16 protein-coding genes are annotated in these 20,844 nt (G+C 47.3%); 15 read left to right on the top strand and 1 reads right to left on the bottom strand.

The features are described from left to right. The first annotated feature begins 5 nt into the window (after positions 1-5). Positions 6-2,123, top strand: a complete 2,118-nt coding sequence (locus J2X61_RS02715) for a pectate lyase family protein (RefSeq protein ID WP_274465823.1) — start codon at positions 6-8, stop codon at positions 2,121-2,123. Positions 2,124-2,215: 92 nt separating this feature from the next. Here J2X61_RS02715 and J2X61_RS02710 read toward each other — a convergent pair whose 3' ends face one another. Continuing rightward, the gene (locus tag J2X61_RS02710; RefSeq protein ID WP_310185739.1) at positions 2,216-2,443 is read right to left on the bottom strand and encodes a hypothetical protein; all 228 of its coding nucleotides are present in this window, start codon (positions 2,441-2,443) and stop codon (positions 2,216-2,218) included. A 248-nt stretch (positions 2,444-2,691) separates the two neighbouring features. Here J2X61_RS02710 and J2X61_RS02705 point away from each other — a divergent pair, with 248 nt between their 5' ends. The 14 genes from J2X61_RS02705 to J2X61_RS02640 all read left to right on the top strand — a co-directional run bounded on the left by J2X61_RS02705 (position 2,692) and on the right by J2X61_RS02640 (position 20,826). Further along, complete coding sequence (locus tag J2X61_RS02705; protein ID WP_274465821.1) at positions 2,692-4,260, top strand: spore germination protein; 1,569 nt, start codon at positions 2,692-2,694, stop codon at positions 4,258-4,260. 2 nt (positions 4,261-4,262) lie between these two features. Then, positions 4,263-5,426, top strand: coding sequence for a Ger(x)C family spore germination protein (locus J2X61_RS02700; protein ID WP_274467417.1), 1,164 nt, complete (start codon positions 4,263-4,265; stop codon positions 5,424-5,426). A 20-nt stretch (positions 5,427-5,446) separates the two neighbouring features. Continuing rightward, positions 5,447-5,641: a hypothetical protein gene (locus J2X61_RS02695; RefSeq protein ID WP_274465820.1), complete on the top strand. Its 195-nt coding sequence runs from the start codon at positions 5,447-5,449 to the stop codon at positions 5,639-5,641. Continuing rightward, positions 5,625-6,785, top strand: coding sequence for a GerAB/ArcD/ProY family transporter (locus J2X61_RS02690; RefSeq protein WP_310185737.1), 1,161 nt, complete (start codon positions 5,625-5,627; stop codon positions 6,783-6,785). The genes J2X61_RS02695 and J2X61_RS02690 overlap by 17 nt, the downstream gene beginning before the upstream one ends. Before the next feature lie 142 nt (positions 6,786-6,927). Continuing rightward, on the top strand, positions 6,928-7,308 hold the full coding sequence (locus J2X61_RS02685) for a globin domain-containing protein (protein WP_274465818.1): 381 nt from the start codon (positions 6,928-6,930) through the stop codon (positions 7,306-7,308). Between the two features lie 681 nt (positions 7,309-7,989). Continuing rightward, positions 7,990-8,817, top strand: a complete 828-nt coding sequence (locus tag J2X61_RS02680; RefSeq protein WP_274465817.1) for a sugar phosphate isomerase/epimerase family protein — start codon at positions 7,990-7,992, stop codon at positions 8,815-8,817. Positions 8,818-9,088: 271 nt separating this feature from the next. Further along, positions 9,089-11,707 (top strand): phosphoenolpyruvate synthase, encoded by a 2,619-nt coding sequence (gene ppsA, locus J2X61_RS02675; protein WP_310185735.1) that lies wholly within the window; start codon positions 9,089-9,091, stop codon positions 11,705-11,707. Positions 11,708-11,889: 182 nt separating this feature from the next. Then, the gene (locus tag J2X61_RS02670; RefSeq protein WP_274465815.1) at positions 11,890-12,489 is read left to right on the top strand and encodes a TetR/AcrR family transcriptional regulator; all 600 of its coding nucleotides are present in this window, start codon (positions 11,890-11,892) and stop codon (positions 12,487-12,489) included. A 67-nt stretch (positions 12,490-12,556) separates the two neighbouring features. Continuing rightward, on the top strand, positions 12,557-13,771 hold the full coding sequence (locus J2X61_RS02665; protein WP_310185733.1) for an MFS transporter: 1,215 nt from the start codon (positions 12,557-12,559) through the stop codon (positions 13,769-13,771). Between the two features lie 126 nt (positions 13,772-13,897). Then, positions 13,898-15,721 (top strand): sensor histidine kinase, encoded by a 1,824-nt coding sequence (locus J2X61_RS02660; RefSeq protein WP_274465813.1) that lies wholly within the window; start codon positions 13,898-13,900, stop codon positions 15,719-15,721. Further along, the gene (locus tag J2X61_RS02655; protein WP_310185732.1) at positions 15,714-17,234 is read left to right on the top strand and encodes a response regulator; all 1,521 of its coding nucleotides are present in this window, start codon (positions 15,714-15,716) and stop codon (positions 17,232-17,234) included. The genes J2X61_RS02660 and J2X61_RS02655 overlap by 8 nt, the downstream gene beginning before the upstream one ends. 155 nt (positions 17,235-17,389) lie before the next feature. Next, entirely contained in the window at positions 17,390-18,868 is a 1,479-nt protein-coding gene (locus J2X61_RS02650) for an ABC transporter substrate-binding protein (protein ID WP_274465811.1), read from the top strand. Between the two features lie 73 nt (positions 18,869-18,941). Further along, positions 18,942-19,880 carry an ABC transporter permease gene (locus J2X61_RS02645; protein ID WP_274465810.1) on the top strand — a complete coding sequence of 313 codons (939 nt, stop codon included), beginning with the start codon at positions 18,942-18,944 and terminating at the stop codon, positions 19,878-19,880. A 43-nt stretch (positions 19,881-19,923) separates the two neighbouring features. Further along, positions 19,924-20,826, top strand: coding sequence for a carbohydrate ABC transporter permease (locus J2X61_RS02640; protein WP_274467416.1), 903 nt, complete (start codon positions 19,924-19,926; stop codon positions 20,824-20,826). Positions 20,827-20,844: the final 18 nt, after the last annotated feature.

The following is a 20,844-nucleotide window of genomic DNA, read 5'->3' as shown; positions in this document are numbered from 1 at the left end:
TTCAATTGAACAAGAGTGTTGCCAAAGTAACGAGTTACGTTTTACTGTTTGCCCTTGTGCTATCTTTCATCGTGGCCAATACGGCCGTACATGCTGCCGGTCTTTCGATCAGCAACAGCGGAGGCTGGAATGAGACGGCCTATGTTAAATGGGCGCCTGTGAGTAATGCTCAGGGGTATAATGTTTATGTTAAGCCTGCCGGCGCGGCAGATGCTCAATATAAACAAATCGATACGCAATTAATCCGCAGATACGCTGCATTTTGGCGAGCTGACGCTGTAGGGCTTGCAGCCGGCAGTTATGTTATGAAGGTGGAAGCGGTACTGTCCGATGGTTCCAAAGAGAGTGTCGTTTCCAATGCGATATCGGTAGCACCGCATGACAGATCCGGGTTTGCTTTTGCAGATAACTCGCCATTTGGCACAGGTTCAGGTGCTTATAATGAGGATGGCACGCTTAAGAATGGCGCTCAAGTTCTTTATGTAACCTCTGCGACTGCCAAAACCGTAGCTCTTGATGTGAAAATCAATAGCGCAGGGGATGTACAAACCGGAGTTGGTCTAGGTCCGATCCTGGCCTTAAGACAAAAAGGCTATGATAAAACGCCGCTAGCCATCCGATTTATTGGGAAAGTAACCGCTGCCGACATGAGCGGACAGCTGAACAGCAGTGGATTCCTTGAAGTTAAAGGTAAATCCAACTATTCGGAAATGAACATGACCTTGGAAGGTATCGGAGAAGACGCCTATGCGTATGGATGGGGAATGCTGCTCAGATATGTCGGTAATGTAGAGGTTAGAAACTTAGGGATCATGTTATTCCCTGACGATGGTCTTTCCCTGGATACGGGGAATGCGAATGTTTGGCTGCATCATAACGATATTTTCTATGGAACTGCAGGAGGAGATGCCGACCAAGCAAAAGGCGATGGTTCAACGGACCTTAAAAAAGCATCGACTTATATTACAATCGCCTACAATCACTACTGGGATTCCGGCAAAGCCGCTCTCGTCGGTTTGAGTGAAACATCGGAATTCTTCGTCACCTTCCACCATAACTGGTTTGACCATTCAGACTCTCGTCATCCGCGTATAAGAACAGGGACTATCCATATCTATAATAATTTCTTTGATGGTGTCTCCAAATATGGCGTGGGTGCTACAACAGGAAGTTCTGCTTTCGTAGAATCCAACTATTACCGACATGCCAAAAACCCAATGCTGATTTCCTTACAGGGTACGGATATGCAGGATGGGGAAGGTACTTTCTCAGGTGAACCTGGAGGTATGATTAAAGCCTACAATAACATTACGCTGGATCCTGGAAGTCTTATTTATGCAAATTCCGATGCAGGAACAGCTCCCGCTAGTGCAACCCAATTCGATGCCTACTTAGCTTCGACAAGAAATGAAACAGTTCCGAACATCTATAAAGCATTATCAGGCGGAACACCTTATAATAACTTCGATACGACGATCGACACGGGTGTTAATGTCTCTAACATTGATGCTGTAAGCACGGTGGAACAAGTGGTTACTGCAGAAGCGGGACGGCTAAATAGCGGAGACTTTACATGGGAATTCGTTGATTCCGTCGATGACACATCGTCAGTCCTGAATTCGGCCCTGATGTCTAAAATTCAAAGTTACACCACGCAGCTTGTCTCTGTGGGCGGTAATTCAACAGATCCGGCAACGCCAACACCAACGCCTACCGCACCACCAACAACACCAACGCCAACACCAACGCCACCAACATCGCCAACACCTACACCTACGCCGCCGCCTACTTCGACAATTGTTCATAACTTTACGACGGATGGCAAAACAAGCAGCTTCTTCCATATTCAAGGGAACCTTTCAACAACGAAGGGAACAGTGGCCTATAACGGTTTAACACTAACCCAGTGCTTGAAAATGGAGTCCGGAACTACGATTGACTTTACGACGACTACAGCATCCACGTTAACATTAGTGCTGAATACGGCCGACGGGACAAAAGTTAAGATCGACGGAACCGATTATGCAATGACGAACGGTATGATCACCGTATCCCTTGCGTCTGGCGCTCATACGATTACAAAAGCTGATGTCACTAATCTTTATTACATGAAACTAGAGTAATTGCGTTCAAGAACAGCGACAGCCAAGGACTTTATTGCCACGTCCACGGCTGTCGCTGTTTTGATTTCTTAAGAATCTGTTTAGTCCTAAAGCTATTTCAAGAATTTGGAGCCTTCAGGTAACACAGCATCCTTATCGACCGCAATAACGCCTACCCCGCCAGGGATAAAAGCAGCTACGGTATTTTCATCCACATTTAAATAACAGCCGGGAATATACATACCGTCGACAAAAGTGTGAATAAAGCCATTCTTATACGTGTAGGTTGGCGGCGTATCCGCAGTCGTCTCAGCAGCGGCGCTAATGGCGCTAGGAATCATTAAACTCGAACTCGCAAGAAGCACTATCAATTTTGTTTTGAAGGAACGCATAATGGAACACTCTCCCAAAGGTAGTTTTATTAAAGCTCTATAGTACTTATAAACAATTGGGATATTTTTGAAACGGATGAAAGCAAAAACTTTGAAAAAAATGTTTTCAAATAAAACGAGAAGCCGCCTATTCATTGCTGCAATGAATATTGTTTTGGCTTTATTTGCATGCTAAGAAGAAAAAAGTTGGAGTATTTATGCATTTCCCCAGTTGGTTTAAGAAGCAGAACAAAACATTTCTCAACCGTTCATTGGCTAACCTGTCTCCCCTGCCGAATGTTGAGGTGGAGTTAAGCTGCAGAAGGCAATGGTTTGAAGAGCAGTTGAGAAATTGCGCGGACATTCGTTTTCATGAATGCATGACGGGGCACATTGCTTGTGTATTCATTTTCGTCGAGGGTCTCGTCGATCAAAAAATGCTTCAAGAGCAAGTGATTGCACCGCTGCTTATGGACATACCTGCTGGTTCGACGGAGGAACTCGTAGCGCATATCCTTCGATTCAAGCATCTGCCGGTTTCGGCGATTACGAGCAGCAGCGAAGTCAATAGCGTATTGCAGGGCTTGTTTGAAGGTACGATTGTATTGTTGATCGATAATGAGCCCAGCATGATTTTGTTTCCTATGAAATCCGTTGAAAAGAGGGCCATTCAACAAGCGGAGAATGAGAACGTCATTCGTGGACCGAAGCAGGCCTTTGTTGAGGATTTATCCGTTAATATTACGATGATTCGCAAAATCATCAAGCACCCGGCATTGAAGGTTGAAAAATTTCAATTCGGCGAGTTCACTCATACAACAGTCATGATCTGTTATATAGAAGGGATCTGCCAACAAAAGCTGGTGCAGGAAGTCAAAACGCGCATATCGCGAATAGAGATAGATGCCGTATTGGGCAGCAGTTATATTGAAGAATTTATTGAGGACAATCCATACTCGCCATTCCCTCAAGTGCAGTATACAGAAAGACCGGACACCTTATGTGCAGCGCTGCTTGAAGGGAGAGTTGCCGTCCTTGTTGACGGAACGCCTGTGCCGATCATGGTTCCTGTTACTTTATACATGCTGCTTCAATCGGCTGAGGACTACTACCAAAGATATATAGCCGCCACTTGGATTCGATGGATACGGTACTTTTTTCTATTGATTTCTTTCTTACTGCCCTCTGTTTACATCGCCGTAACAACGTTCCATCCTGAAATGCTTCCGCCCAATCTCTTGGTGGCTGTAGCGGCAGCCAGGGAGAATGTCCCCTTTCCTGCCATTATTGAAGCTATTATTATGGAAATTACGTTTGAAGCGCTAAGGGAGGCCGGATTGCGAATTCCTAAGCCGATCGGGCAGACGGTTTCCATTATCGGAGCCTTAGTCATCGGACAGGCCGCTGTACAGGCAGGCATTGTGTCAGCGCCAATGGTTATCGTTGTCTCGATCACGGGAATAGCCTCATTCATAATCCCGCATTTTGATTTGGGATTAACGTTCCGGTTATTGCGTTTTCCTGTCATGATCCTTGCCGCATCTTTGGGGCTTTACGGCGTGATTCTATGTATCATACTTATTTATCTTCATCTGGTAACCCTACGTTCGTTCGGGACGTCCTACCTCACGCCAACAGCACCTATTGCCTTTAGTGACTGGAAGGATGTACTGATTCGTGTACCCATGTGGATGATGAAGAAAAGACCTACGATCTATGGTTCGGAAGGCGGTCAGAGGCTGCGATATAGACCAAGACCGCAAATTCCAGAAGATGATGGTGATTGACAATGAAGCGTCTTATAGGAGCGTTTGGCCTGTTTGCTTGCATAATCATATTGAGCGGGTGTTGGTCAAGGATTGAGATCAATGACCGCGCTTTTGTGACCGCGATGTTTATTGATTACCCGGAAGATGGCGTCTATGAAGTTTCGTTAGGGTTTCCTTTGCCCAATCGAATGGCGACTGGAATCGGACTATCTCTGGGAGGGACTAGCGGCAACCCCTACTCCATCGTTACGAAAAGAGGCGAGAGTATCCCTGTGGCCATTCGGAAGATCCGTTCGGACCTGTCAAGGGAAATTTCATGGGGCCACTGCCGTGTTATTGTCATCGGCCGCAAAATGGCGGAACTCGGGATTGATCAATTGTTAGAGTTCACGGCGCGTGAACCGAATTTCCATACCAAAACCTTTTTGTTTGTCTCTCCAACCACAGGGAAAGATATTGCCAATTTAACCCCAGTCTTCGAACGGCTTCCATCCGAAGTATTGCGTGAGTTCGCCCAGAGAAATGTGACGCTTGGTGCGACAATCAAGGACTTTCTGGAAGCCGAAGCATCGGGAGGGGATATGGTGACAGGTTTGCTGACCATTGGGCAAATGGAGATGGTCAGTGAGAAAGGGAAAATGAGCACATGGGTTGGAACAGATGGCGCGGCGCTTTTCAAAAGCGGGACTATGGTCGGAACATTAGATGTTATAGGGATGCGGGCAGGACTCTGGCTTAATGGAAAAATGATGAGTTCGATGAACTCGATTCATTCACCGACGGACGGGAAAACGATCAGCTTTCTGATCCAAACCTCCAAATCGTCTATTACCCCCATCGTCCATGGTGACAAGATTGAATTCAGCATTCGTATTGAAGCTGAGGATGATGTGCTGTCCTCTGAATCCAATCTTGATTTAATGGATCCCGAACAAATACGAATGCTTGAGAGCTTGCTATCGGAGCAGTTGAAGGACAGGGTTACTCGAACATTGCGAACGACTCAATCCAAAGGTGCTGACGTATTCAATTTCGGAAAAATGGTCTCATGGAAATACCCCAAGAAGTGGAAAGAAATCAAGAGCCATTGGCGTGAAACATATGCCAATTGCGAGTTTCATGTAGATGCCCGAATCTTCGTCAAACGGACTGGAACCGAAAAAAATACAGTTATTCGAGACTAGAAGGAATCGGAGGATTGTTCATGATTGGCATAACGATCGTGTTTGTGGCAATAGCGGGCTATGAGCTCCAGTTTCTAATTCGGCACAGGCGTAAACCGAGAACGTTTTGGATTGCAGGTTCGTTTCTTGCAGCCGCTTATTTATATATAATGGCTATTCATGCTTATGATCTGCCAAGCGTTAACCGGATTATTGAATATGTCTTTAATTTCTAATTCATCTGGGATGAATGAGGGGAAGGATGTCGGCATGCAGCGAATCAGACAAATCGAACTGGGTTTGATGTTTGTTTTATTTAATTTCTCAACCGCCGCCGGTTTTCTGATTGGCCCTCTGACGAGTACAGCAGGTTATCAGGGGTGGGTAAGCATATTCATCGCACACACCGGCGGGCTCCTGATAGCCTGCTTATCGATTGCATATGTAAAGAAGCGGCAGAATGAATTCTTGATTCATTATGGGAAGGAAGTGGTCGGCCGATGGATCAACTTCATCATGATGGTGATTTATGCCTTTTTCTTCATTCATCTAGCCGGGATTGTCCTCCGGCAGGCTACAGATTTTCTGGTGCAGATTTATTTGCCTTCAACGCCAGCATGGGTTATTGCCGGCTCATTTGGACTCGTTATCGCCATCGCTGTGAGGTCCGGGATCGAGGCCATATTCCGATGTGCCGCGGGATTCTTTTTTGTCATTTTCTCCACAGCAACGTTGGTTCCCTTTCTAGTGGGCAAAGAATTGGATTACCATCGGGGCATTGCCTTACTAACCAATCTAAGTTTAGGCGATCTGGTTCAGACGAGCTATCCGTTTGTTCCATGGTTCGGCGAAATGTTCTTAGTCATTTTCATCTTTCCCTTCCTTGCTAACGCAGAGAAAACGCCTCGGACTTTACTATGGTCCTCTATGATAAGTCTGCTTTTCTTTGAGGTCTATTTTTTATTGTGTATTCTGCTATTTGATGAGGCGTTAATGGCACATTTCACATATCCCATATTAGAAATGCTGCGATTCATTCGCATAGGCGATTTTTTGGAAAATTTAGACCCGATTGTAGTGGCCATTTGGATTGCAGGACTATTTATTAAAATTAGCATCCTGCTCTATATGGCTGTATTCATTTCCTCACAACTCCTGCAGCTTAAAGACTCCAGACCGCTTTCCTTCTCGATTGGGGCAGTGATGGTGGGAATGTCTATGCATTCCGTTAAAAACTTGATCGAGCTTAATCATTTTATCACGCATGCCTGGGTCAATTTTGCCTACTTCATAGAATGTTCACCGCTGATATATTGGGCGATTTCCGTGGTGAGAGGCCGATTCTTAAGTCGGGCACAAGGAGGGAAGGATGCTGTTTGAGAAGGAGGAGGCCGAAAGAAATATTCATTATTTGATCTCATTCAGTGTGATTACAATAACATCCTTTACTTTGAGAATGAGGTAAACTTAAACTTGTAGAAGGCATATAAGCTTTTTTTACTTTTTCAAAGGGGGATCATTCATGGAATTATACGAATATATCGGAGGAGAAGCGACAATACGGAGAATCGTAGAGACGTTTTACCCGAAAGTTCTTGCTCATCCAAGTCTTGCGCCTATTTTTCCTGAGGATATAGATTCTTTGGTCGAGAAGCAATATCAGTTTTTGACGCAATTTTTCGGAGGCCCTCCGTTATATACGGCTGAACACGGGAATCCGATGATGAGGGCGCGGCATATGCCATTCCCAATTACGCCAAGTCGTGCGGAGGCATGGTTAGACTGTATGCGGATTACGCTCGAGGAAGTCGTGCCATCCAAAGAAACGCGGGCCATCATATTGGAACGCTTGAAAGGACCTGCTTTCTTTTTTGTAAATACGGATGAACAAGAAGGCCAGTAACAAGGGATCAAGAAGAGAACGCACATCATACAATCAATCAACTAGAGGGTGATCTTGTGTTATCCTATATTTTCATTGCCGCTATTGCATTTATTGGGCTCCTGGCCACATTCGCTGTAGGCATATCGAAAGCTAACCAAACGGAAGGAAGTCAGTACAGCAACAAAACCAAAGGCAACATTCTTAGATTAACCCTTCTCAATGCGCTTTATGTTGTTATCTTGGTTGTCGTTTTTTTGGTTTACATCCGTTATTTCCAGTAAAGACATTAGTAGTGGATGGCGTAAAAAATGATGAATTGGTGGGTTACATTCCTTCTTTTCAACTTTATGATAGGTATGAGAATTACGTTGCCTGTCATAATCGGTGTAAAGGAGAGGAATAGAATGGCAGCTCAAATAGCTTTTATTTTTCTTTGTATTGCGTTTTTCAGCGGTCCATTGCTTTTTTTCATTGGGGGACCCATCCTAGTACGTGCGGATGAACTTGAGTGCGGGGCTAAGCATTAAGATCTTCTATGTATATAAAAAAACGAGGCTGCCGGTGGAAATGAATCGGCAGCCTTGCTGTGTTTTGGTAAACCTTGAGAGGCATAGAAGGGGATCCTCCATCAGGCATCGAAAGAAAATGGGTAAGAATGGGTCTTACTTGACCCGCTCTCTATAAGGGGAGGGAATGGCATTGATCACTTTAACTGGATTTGCGGACGAAATTTCACCTGATTTGGATACGCAGTTAGATACGTTGACCGCGGAGGGCATCTCTTATCTGGAGCTGCGCAGCGTATGGAAAACCAATGTATTGAAATTATCGGACGCTCAGGTAGAGCGCATAAAGCAGCAATTAGACAGCCGGGGTATCCAAGTTTCGTCGATCGGCTCGCCAATCGGGAAAATCAAGATCACGGACGATTTTGAGCCTCATTTGCTTGATTTTCAACGAGCCATCGCTTTGGCCCGATTTTTCGAAACGCCGTACATCCGTATTTTTTCGTTTCTCATACCAAGCGGAGAGAGCCCCGATCACTACAAGGAAGAAGTGCTCCTTAGAATGAAGGAGCTTGTCCGGATCGCGGAACAAGAGCACGTGATCCTGCTGCATGAGAATGAGAAGCATATTTATGGGGATACGGGAGAGCGCTGCCGAGTCCTGTTAGAGGCTTGCCAATCTTCACATTTCCGCTGTGCATTCGATCCCGCAAACTATATTCAGTGTCGTGTCCGCCCTATGACAGAAGCACACCCGCTTGTAGATGATTATATATCCTATATTCATATCAAGGATGCGCTCTTGGAAACAGGGAAGGTCGTTCCGGCCGGTGAAGGGGATGGTCAGCTTGCAGAGCTGCTTGCTAATTTAAGAGATCGGAAGTACGAAGGGTTTCTATCGCTGGAGCCTCATCTCGCGGCAGATGGGAAGTACCAAGGATATTCCGGAGCAGAGCTGTTCAAGGTAGCTTCCAATGCCATCAAAGGTATGCTTCAACAGGCAGGGATGGAGTGGAAATAATTGAATTCCAAACGAGTGAAGAATACATACATGCATTAATCGACAACGGCAGCCTGCATACGCTCGGCTGCCGTTGTCCATCAAAAAAAGAACCTGGAAATACTGTCCAGGTTCTTCTGTATTGCACATAAACAAACACGATGATATAATCAGATCACGACTGTTTTTCGTGATACGAACACATTTATTCTATCTTACATCTTAAGTGTATCACGACCGGTTAACTCTTGTCAAATGGTTTTCTCAAATTCATGATTAGGAGTGATTTGGCATGCCTTCATTGGTTCTCGGCTTCCACGAAATCGAAACGAAACAGCTTTTGCTCGTCGGCGGAAAAGGCTTAAATTTAGGGGAATTATCTAAAATTCAAGGCATACATGTACCCGAAGGATTTTGTGTTACGACCGTAGGCTTTCAAAAAGCCATCGAACAAAACGAAACGTATCTTGCTTTGTTGGACCGATTAACCATGCTAAAAGCAGAAGATCGGGATCAAATTGGTGAGATCAGCAGGGAAATTCGGCAAATCCTTATGGAAGTGAAGATTCCGAGGGATGTTGTGGAGGCCGTGACGCAGTATCTCTCCCAATATGGCGAGGAGCATGCTTATGCCGTGCGATCTAGCGCGACTGCTGAGGATTTGCCGCATGCTTCTTTTGCCGGGCAACAAGACACCTATTTAAATATCATCGGCCGAGAAGCCGTTTTGCACCATATCAGCAAATGCTGGGCTTCCCTATTTACGGATCGCGCGGTCATCTACCGGATGCAGAATGGCTACGATCACAGGCAAGTTTACTTATCCGTTATCGTTCAAAAGATGGTTTTCCCCCAAGCTTCAGGCATTTTATTTACGGCTGATCCAATGACCTCCAATCGGAAGTTGCTCTCCATCGATGCCGGTTATGGACTTGGAGAAGCGCTCGTCTCCGGCTTGGTATCTGCGGATTGTTATAAAGTTCAGGAAGAGGAAATCGTCGAGACGCGGATTGCGACTAAGAAATTGGCGATCTATGGTCGGAAAGAGGGCGGAACGGAGACCCGGCAGCTCGATCCCGATCAGCAGCAGAGTCAAACGCTGTCTGAACACCAAATTCTGCAGCTGGCACGCATAGGAAGACAGATCGAGGCCTATTTCGGTCGCCCGCAAGATATCGAATGGTGTTTGGCCGATGATATGTTTTATATTGTCCAGAGTCGGCCAATCACGACTTTATACCCGGTCCCTGAAACGAATGACCAAGAAAAGCACGTCTATTTATCGGTTGGTCATCAACAAATGATGACGGATCCCATCAAACCGTTGGGATTGTCTTTTTACCTGTTAATCACTCCTGCACCTATGCGTAAAGCCGCGGGGAGGTTGTTTATCGATGTTGCACCTAGGCTCACTACACTTGCCGGCCGGGAAGCTTTATTAAATACCATAGGATCCGATCCGCTCATAAAAGGCGCACTCATGACCGTCATCGAGCGAGACTTTATACAATTGCTGCCAAATGATCAAACGCCACCGATGCCTGGCAGAAATCATACAGATGGGCCGGTACCATTCGAGAACGATCCGACAATCGTTGCTGATTTGATTCAGCGTAATCAAGCGTCGATCGAAGAGCTAAAACAAAACATCCAAGCGAAATCGGGACCGGAATTGTTTGATTTTATTCTGGAAGATATCCAGCAATTAAAGAAGATCCTGTTTGACCCGCAAAGTACGGCTGTGTTCATGGCTGCTATTAATGCCACGACATGGATCAATGAAAAAATGAACGAGTGGTTAGGCGAAAAAAACGCAGCGGATACACTTTCTCAATCCGTACCGAACAATATTACTTCAGAGATGGGTCTGGCGCTATTGGATGTCGCGGATGTGATTCGCCCTTATCCGGAAGTGATTGCGTATTTACAGCAGGTTCAAGCGGATAACTTCTTGGAGGAACTCGTTAGATTGAAGGGCGGCCGGGAAGCGCGAGACGCTATCAACGCTTATCTCCATAAATTCGGCATGCGATGTGCCGGGGAGATCGATATTACGAGAACGCGGTGGAGTGAGAAACCCATGGCACTTGTCCCTATGATTCTCAATAATATCAAAAGCTTTGAGCCTAATGCCGGCATTCGGAAATTTGAACAAGGGCGACAGGAAGCTTTGGAGAAAGAGCAAGAGCTATTAGAACGATTGCTACTATTACCGGATGGCGAAGCAAAAGCTAGCGAGACTAAACGAATGATCAGCCTCATCCGGTCATTCATCGGATATCGTGAATATCCGAAATACGGCATGATCAGCCGCTACTTCGTGTATAAACAGGCTTTGATGAAAGACGCCGTACGACTCCTTCAAGCCGGCGTTATTCGTGAGAAAGAGGACATTTTCTATCTCACTTTCGAAGAACTTCACGATGTTGTACGCACTAATCATCTCGATGATCAGCTCATCAACAAGCGGAAAGAGGATTACAAATTTTACGAAAAACTAACGCCTCCACGAGTGATTACATCGGATGGTGAAATCATTGTGGGCAAGTACAACCGAGACAATCTGCCAACCGAAGCGATTGCAGGTCTACCTGTGTCTTCCGGTGTTATAGAAGGTCGAGCCCGCGTCATCTTGCATATGGAAGATGCGGATATCGAAGAGGGAGATATCTTAGTCACCGCCTTTACGGACCCTGGCTGGACCCCCTTGTTCGTATCGATCAAAGGTTTAGTTACCGAAGTTGGCGGACTGATGACCCACGGAGCGGTTATCGCTCGCGAATACGGCTTGCCGGCCGTTGTTGGCGTGGAGAATGCAACCACCCTCATCAAAGACGGGCAGCGCATTCGCGTGCATGGAACGGAAGGGTACATTGAAATATTGGAAAGCGACAATGTCAAAAGGGCATAAAATAAAGAGAGAGTTAGTACCATACCAACGCCGCGGCAGCCGCTCCGTCAAGGAGCGGCTGTTTTCTTTTTGACACGATAAGTTTGCAAAGACTTCACTTATCACCTATACTGAATAAATGTTCAGTATAATGGATGACTCTCATTTTAAAGATCTGCCAGCTGGAAAGTGGTGAAGCATGCGTGAATAAAAAGCAACAGCAAGCCGAGCAAACAAAGAAGAAGATCGCCGATGCGGCGCGAGCTTTATTCGCTCAAAAGGGCTACAAAGCAACGGCCATTGAAGACATTGTCAAAGCAGCGGGGTGCAGTGCCGGTAACATTTATTATCATTTCAAGAACAAGGAAGGGCTTTTTGTATACTTACTTGAAGATTGGAACAGGGAATGGGATCGGACATGGCTGGTTAAAGAAAAGCAGTACCTGACTACAACCGATAAACTGTACGGTATGGCTGAATATTTGGCGCTTGATCAAATGAGCCACCCCTTGACGAAGGCCGCTGATGAGTTTTTCAACAACGCGGAGAAAGCTCCGGAGGTGGAGGAGCGGATAAATGAAATGGTCCAAGGGTACATTGAATTTAATCGGCGGCTGCTTCAGCAGGGAATCGATAACGATGAATTTGCAATCAAGAATGTGTCCAGTCTGGCGATTATTTTGGACAGTTTGCTGCTGGGGCTAAGTCAACATAGCCGGAGAATGGAACGAGAGGAAGCGCTAGAGGCTTATCGGCTGGCTATGGATGTGTTTCTGCAGGGCATTGCGAGGCGGATCCGCTAGCCTTTTTTTTGTCAATATACTGAATATTTATTCAGGATTATTATTCGATTAATGGAGGAACTTTGTCATGAAATTATTGACAAAAAATCAGGGAGCATTATTCATTCTCATGTTTAATTTACTATTGGTCTTTTCCGGAATAGGGCTTGTCATCCCGATTATGCCTAAGTTCATGGAGAGTCTGGGCATTACGGGAGGAATTATCGGCCTGTTGGTTGCCGCTTTTTCATTGACGCAGCTTCTCTGTTCGCCAGTGGCCGGCCGTTGGGCCGATTCATTCGGCAGGAAAAGAATGATCGTCGCCGGCATGATCGTGTTCGCCGTCTCGGAAGCGATGTTCGGATTAGCCGGTTCGGCCGGCCTGCTCTTTGTTTCGAGATTGCTGGGCGGCGTCAGTGCCGCCATGATTATGCCGGCCGTTATGGCTTACGCAGCGGATATCACGACACCGGAAGAACGCGCAGTCGGGATGGGGTATATTACAGCAGCGATTACAACGGGCTTTATTATCGGACCGGGCATCGGCGGTTATATCGCTGAATTCGGCATCCGCGTACCTTTTTACGCCGCGGCGGCTGCGGCGGTTTTTGCGGCATGCATCACTTTGGTTTTCCTTCGGGAGTCGCTTCCAAGCCAAGATCAGGAGCATGCAGCGGATACGCCATCCGGTCCGGTTGAACCAAGGGGTTTGCTTACGCAATTGAGGAATGCTTACAAAGAGCCGTATTTCTTAAGCTTAATCATCGTTTTTGTGATGTCGTTCGGACTTGCTAATTTCGAAACGATCTTCGGCCTGTTCGTGGATCAGAAATTTGGCTTTCAGCCTAAGGATATCGCCTTCATCATAACGTTCGGGTCCATCGCCGGTGCCGTGGTTCAAATGACGGCCTTCAGCTGGATATTGAAACGTTTTGGGGAGAAGCGCGTCATTTCCCTATGTCTGCTGTTTGCAGGTTTGTTTATTCTGCTGACGCTTTTCGTTCACCGATTCTGGATGATTTTTGCCGTGACCTTTGTCGTATTTTTGGCGATCGATATTTTACGGCCGGCCATCAGCACGCAAATGTCCATGGTGGCTAAGGATCAGCAAGGCTATGTCGCCGGCCTGAACTCCGCTTTCACCAGTCTTGGCAATATTGTGGGACCGATTGCAGCCGGATATTTATTCGACTTGGATGTCAATTACCCGTATACGCTGGCGTGCCTAGTCTTGTTATTCTGTTTCATCTTATCGGTGAAAGGGACGAAGCGCAGCTTGCAGGAAACACGTACATCCTCCTAACGGGAATTCGTTCGGGGCTGTGGGGTGTAGGATACGGCGGCATTCTTCGTTCCTATTCCCGCATTTTCATGTGGCGTTCCTTGGTGTTATAATGAACCCGATTATGAGCAGGAGATGATAGCCTTGATGGGGTTCGGCAAACTGGGTATAACGCACTTAAGAAACAACTTGTTCATGAAGCTGCTGCTCCTGTTTTCTTTGATTACCATTCTCACGATTATTTCATTTTCGTATTTCATGTACCGGTCAATGTCGCAAGCGGCCATCAACCGGGAACTGGATATTCAGAAGAAAGCGATGACGAACGTAAACAATTATTTGGGGCAAAAGTATGACTCCGCGCAGTCCATCTTATTCGGGCTGTACAGGGACAGCTCGCTGGCGGCCGGCGTCTCCTTCATGCTGCAGCACCCCTTTCAAGAATATGTGCAGCATAGTCTTGAACAATATAACATGGGCGGAACCAGCACGTGGAATGACGGCTTGGATTATTTCAAGAACCGTTTGGAGGATGACGCGGACATTCGCAATCTGATGCTGTACAGTGTGGACCAGCAAGTCTTGTATGTCCTCAGCCATAACCGGCCGATGAGGATGATCTCCGCGAACGCGGCGCATTCCTACATCCCGGATGTGATGGCGCTGGACAACAAGAGCGTCTCGCTGCCGAACGTTTGGCTGCGGGATGCCGCGAATCAATGGGATAATCATTTGTACTCGGTGCGGACACCGATCAGCGATAAGCAAACGTTGAAAAACATCGGTCAACAGGTTGTATTTTTCAGCTCGGATGGCATCTGGAACGTATTATCGAATGAGCAGGCCGAACTGAAAGGGACGATACTCGTTCTGTCCTCGGATGGAGGCGTGCTGTTCGACTCTTCCGATCGGTATTACGGCAAGCCTTATCCGCACATGGATCAGGTGAACGCGATGTATGAACATAACGACCTGAGCAAGACAGATTATGTGACGAAGCTTACGCAAAACAAAGGGGATTTTATCGTCGTCGGCTTGATGCCGAAAGAGGAGCTGGCGGCTTCCTCTTGGCGAATCGGAAGCACGATCTTCTCGATCGGCGCGGTTTGCATTGTGATTGCGATATTACTTCCTTCTCTGGTCGTGCTGAATGTCGCCAAACGAACTAATCTCATCATCCGGTTCACGCGGAAGGTCAAGCAAGGGGACTTGACCGCGCGGATTCAGGATAACCGGGAGGATGAGCTCGGCCAAATATCGCGCAGCTTTAACGAGATGATCGATGAACTGAATCAGTATATCGACCGTGTATATAAGGCGGAGATCAAACAAAAGCATACGGAGCTAACGGCCTTGCAGGCCCGGGTCAATCCCCATTTTCTATACAACACGCTGGAAGTGATCCGCATGCGGGCGATTTCCCAGGGCGCTCATGACGTAGGTGAGATGATCTACAGTTTATCGGCATTATTCCGCAGCTTCGTTCAGCAGAAGAGGAATTACACGCTGAAAGACGAGCTGGAAGCTTGCCGCTTGTATTTGGAACTGTTCCAGATTCGCTATAAGGATAAATTCACTTATTCGATCGCGTGCGATCCCAGGCTGGCTTCCCGCCGTGTGATGAAAATGTCGCTGCAGCCCATCATCGAAAATTATATCGTGCACGGACTGCGAAGCGAGAGCACAGACAACGAGCTGCATATCCGGGTTCGACTTGAGGAACCCTTCCTGCACGTTCAAGTGGAGGACAATGGCAACGGCATATCCCCAGAGCGGTTGAAAGAGATCGGGATGCTGCTGCAATCGGAGGAAACGGAAGGAGAATCTTTCGGTCTGCGCAGCATTAATCAACGTCTGAAGCTGCTCTACGGCGGTAAATTCGGCATTGAAGTGCACAGTGAAGCGGGCCGGGGAACGTGCATCGATGTATGGCTGCCTGCTGACGACGGGAAGGAGGGGCACGATGTTTAGAGTTTTCCTTGTAGACGACGAACCTTTCATTATCGAAGGTTTGTATGACATTATCGATTGGGCGGAAGCAGGACTGGAAATTGTCGGACATGCCGGCAACGGGCAGAAAGCTTTGGAAGCTTTGCGGGAAACTTCCGTCGATATTTTGCTGACCGATATCTCGATGCCTGTCATGAACGGCTTGGATTTGATTCGACATGCGCGATCCGTTCATCCGGAGTTGAAGGTGATTGTGCTCAGCGGCTTCGACGAGTTCGGGTATTTAAAAGAAGGCATGATGCTCGGCATTGAGAATTATTTGCTGAAGCCGATTAATATCAAAGAGCTGAAAGCGACGCTGCATAATACGGTGGAGAAGCTGCATTCTTCCAAAGAGACACAATTAGTCCAAGCCTACAACAAGCAAATTCTGAAGGACAACACCTTGCAGCGGTGGCTTACGAACCAGATGGCGCCGCTTGAATTCTACGAGCGGGCCGATTTGCTGGGCATCGATCTCGACTGTACCTATGTGGCCGTTTCTATACTTCGAGCCGAATCCGGCGCCGCAGCAATGTTCGAGCTTCTCACTCGGCGTTTGGAGCCGCACCGCTGGTTGAGCGCATTCTCCGACATGGATGGAGACATCGTGCTGCTGGCGTTCATGAACGATGCCGAGCGGGAAAGGAAAGAACTGAAGGAGCACCTCCGGCAGTTTCAAGTCGAGCAGCATGACCGATTGCTCCGCATCACGATTGGCAGCGTGGAGCTTCTTGCGGAGCAGGCGGGATGCAGTTACGCGGCGGCGAAGAAGGCGCAGGAATATTTCTGGATCTATCCCGAGCTGCTCATGATTGACGCTGCGGAGCTGGAGTTTCAAGAAGGTCAGCCCAAGGCGGATTTCTCCATCATAGACTGGCCTTCCTATGCCAAACTGATTGTGGCTAAGGACCAAGAGCAATTGCGTCTGCTGATTCAGCAGGATTTCAAACGCATGCAAGCGCTGCCTGGTATCACGCCGCAGCATTTTCAAGATATCGCTTATGAGATGGTCATTCATTTCAAAATGGAGCTGAAAGCGATCCGCCATACCGAGGAAGCGGACGTTTATCATCAAGCGTTTCAACAAATCAGGAGCGCCGTAACGCTGGACGATTTGGAGAAAGTGATTGTAGAGGTCGCCGATATGACCATCGGCTGCTTACTCTCCGACGTTCGAAGTCCGATTGTGCAGCAGGTATTGAAATTTATTCATCAATCTTACGCGGAAGAGCTGTCGCTCAAAATGCTTGGCGCTCACTACCATATCCATCCTGTTTACTTAGGACAGTTGTTTCACAAAGAAATTAATGAATCGTTCACGGAATATATCAACCGGTACCGGATCGAGAAAGCGAAGGAGCTGCTCAAAACGACGACTACCAAGGTGCACGTCATTGCCAAAGAGGTGGGGTATTGGGAAGTCGGTTATTTCTATAAACAATTCAAGAAGTATGTGGGGATATCCCCAACCGATTATAGAGGACTGCTCTAGGGAAAACTGGAGTGCAGTCCTTTTTTCTGTTTTTTCTTTGATTTGTACACCGATACATTTAATTTATCGTCTATTTGTAACGGCTTTCATGAGGTACTGTAAATATAGCCCCCTCGGGCTTATACATTAGAGCACTCAACAGGGAGGATACAAGAATGAGCAAGATCAAAAAACGGTTGGCTGCGACACTCGGACTGACGCTTGCAGCTTCTATGGTACTTAGCGCATGCGGCAGTAAAGACGCTGCCGATAACAATGGAGCGGGTTCACCGGACAAACCGGTAGAATTGATTTGGTATACGATCGGTACTCCGCAGAAGGACGTTGACCGCGTTATGGCCGAGGTCAGTAAATATACGGCAGAGAAAATCGGCGTAACGGTGAAAATGAACATGATCGACTGGGGCGACTACCCGCAGAAAATGCAGGTGATGGCCGCTTCCGGAACACCGATGGATATCATGTTCACGTCTTCATGGGCCTTCGATTATGTGCAGAACGCTCGGAAAGGCGCATTCAAGCCGATTGACGAGCTGCTCCAAAAAAATGGACAAGGCATTGTGAAAGCGTTGGACCCGGCATTCTTGAACGGCTCCAAAGTTGACGGCCATAATTACGGCGTGCCGGCGAATAAAGAGCTTCCGGCGCAAGACGTATGGCGTTTCAATAAAAACCTGGTCGATAAATACAACTTGAATATAGATAATGTGAAATCCATTGAAAGCTTGGAGCCGTTGTTGAAAGCGATTAAAGAGAAAGAGCCGAATGTATATGCGTTAGCCGTGGACAAAACGTTCATGCCTTACGTTCCATATGACTATGTAATCGAGAAAATGCCGATGGCTGTCAAAGTCGACAACCCGGATTTCAAAGTCGTTAACATTCTGGATACGCCGGAAATGAAGCAAGCGCTTCAAACGATGAACAAATATTACAAAGCGGGGTATATCCCAACGGAAGCGGCAACGCTCAGCTCGCTGAACGATGTTCAAGTGACCGGCAAATGGTTCGCGGACAAAGCGACGAATCAACCGTTCGCAGACAATTTGTGGTCGGCCAGCTACGGGTATCCGGTTGTTTCCAAACAAGCCAGCCCGGCTTTCATTTACAACTGGTCCGTTATGGGCTCCATGCAAGCGATCTCGGCGAATTCCAAATATCCGGAGAAAGCGATGGAGTTCCTGAACCTGCTGAATACGGATCCGGTGCTGCGCAATATGGTTGATTCCGGTATCGAAGGCGTCCATTACAAAAAGCTGGATAACGATAAAATGGAAAACTTGCCGGAATCCAAAAATTACGATATGCCGACCTTCTCGCTTGGGAACGTCCTGCTGACGTACAAAGACCAGAAAGATCCTGACAACAAGTGGGACGAGTTCAAAAAGTTTAACGATACCGGCGTACCGGCACCGCTGCTTGGCTTCAACTTCGATCCTTCGAAAGTAACGAGTGAAATTGCGGCGGTTCAGAACGTCAAAGAAGAATTCTGGGCAACCTTGATGACGGGTACCGTCGATCCGGAGAAATTCATCCCGCAAGCGAATGAGAAGTTCAAAGCGGCCGGGCTTGATAAAATCATGGCGGAAGCGCAAAGCCAGATCGATGCTTGGAGAGCGGCGAATAAGAAATAAGATCAGATGCTGGATTAGGCGAATGTAAAGCATTCGCCTGATCTTTTTAATCTTCAAGATGAGGGGTGATTGTATGAATAGAATAGGAGCATTTCTGAGAGATGTTAAACAAAGCAGAGTGCTGCTGCTCATGGCGCTGCCGGCGACGCTTTGGTTCCTGTTCTTCTCGTATTTACCGATGGCCGGTATGGTGATTGCATTCAAACAGTACCGCTATAGCCGGGACGGCTTCTGGGCAAGCATAATGGAAAGCAAATGGGTCGGCCTGCAAAATTTCAAATTTCTATTCAGCACGAACGATGCATATATCATTACGCGCAATACCTTGCTCTATAATACGGTGTTTATCGTTGTCGGGCTTGTACTCTCGGTGGCGCTCGCGATTATTTTATCGGAAATCGCCAATAAGAAGCTGGCCAAAGTGTACCAAACCGGGATGTTCCTGCCTTACTTCTTATCCTGGGTCATTGTAGGCTATTTCGTGTTCAGCTTCCTGAGCTTCGATAAAGGGATGCTCAACCATATTCTAGCGGCGTTCGGCGTCGATCCGATCCAGTGGTATAACGATAAGACGTACTGGCCTCTTATTATCATTTTGGTTTACCTGTGGAAGTCGGTAGGCTACAGCTCCGTCGTTTATTTGGCGGCGATTATGGGGATTGACAAGTCGCTCTATGAAGCTGCAATGATTGACGGCGCAAGCAAATGGCAGCAAATCAAGCACATTACGTTCCCGATGCTGAAGCCGCTGATGACGATCTTGACCTTGCTCGCGATCGGGCGTATTTTCTATGCCGACTTCGGCTTATTCTTGCAGGTGCCGAGAGATTCGGGAACGCTGTATTCGGTCACGAACGTAATTGACACCTATGTATACCGCGGCCTCAAATCGACCGGGGAGATCGGGATGAGTACCGCAGCGGGTCTCTATCAATCTGTGATCGGCTTCATTCTCGTCATGACGTCCAACTATATTGTCCGGAAATATGATAAGGATAACGCGCTGTTCTAATGAACGGAACGGAAAGGAGGGAAATAGCGTGATTACGAAACCGATGAAAAGTCGTGACTTTCATAAATTACCGCCTGTGCTCAATGTGCTCTTTAATCTCGTAGCGGGAATCTTTGCGCTAGCTTGCGTGTTTCCGTTCCTGTTCGTAACGATCATCTCGTTCACGGACGAGAAGTCGCTCAGTACGAACGGGTACCGGATCTTCCCCGAGAAGTGGAGCCTGGAAGCTTACAGATACTTGTTCAAAGCGGGAGATCAGCTGCTGATGTCGTACGGCGTCACGATTCTGGTGACCGTCGTCGGAACGATTGTCAGCCTGCTTCTGACGGCTACTTTTGCCTATGCGATTTCTAGAAAAAGCTTTAAATTCCGCAATTTCTTCGGATTTTTCGCCTTTTTCACGATGCTGTTCAACGGGGGGCTTGTCCCGACCTATATCGTCGTTACACAGCTTATGGGACTGAAGGACTCGCTGTGGGCGCTGGTCTTGCCCTTGGCCGGCAATGCGTTCTATATGATGATTATGCGGACGTTCTTCAGTACGTCGGTGCCTGACGCGATCATTGAATCCGGGAAAATCGACGGAGCCGGCGAGTTCGGCATTTTCGTCAAGCTGGTGCTGCCGCTCTCGCTTCCGGGACTGGCAACGATCGGTTTGTTCAGCACGCTGGGATACTGGAACGATTGGTTTAATGCACTGCTCTATATCGATTCGCCGAATCTCGTGCCGCTGCAGTCGATGCTTATGCGAATCGAGAACAGCATGCAGTTCCTGCTTCAGAACACGAATAACCCGTCCATCGGCGTGAGCTTGCTGCAATCGCTGCCGCAGGATACGTCGCGGATGGCGATGGTCGTGCTTGCGACAGGACCGATTATTTTCGCCTATCCGTTCTTCCAACGGTATTTTATTCAAGGTTTGACGATCGGTGCGGTGAAAGAGTAAATCCGAAGAACTTATACG

The sequence above is a fragment of the Bacillus sp. 3255 genome (assembly GCF_031456485.1).
GTDB lineage: Bacteria > Bacillota > Bacilli > Paenibacillales > NBRC-103111 > Paenibacillus_E.
Note: the sequence above shows the minus strand (reverse complement) of the source record. Positions and strands in the feature narration are given on the sequence as shown.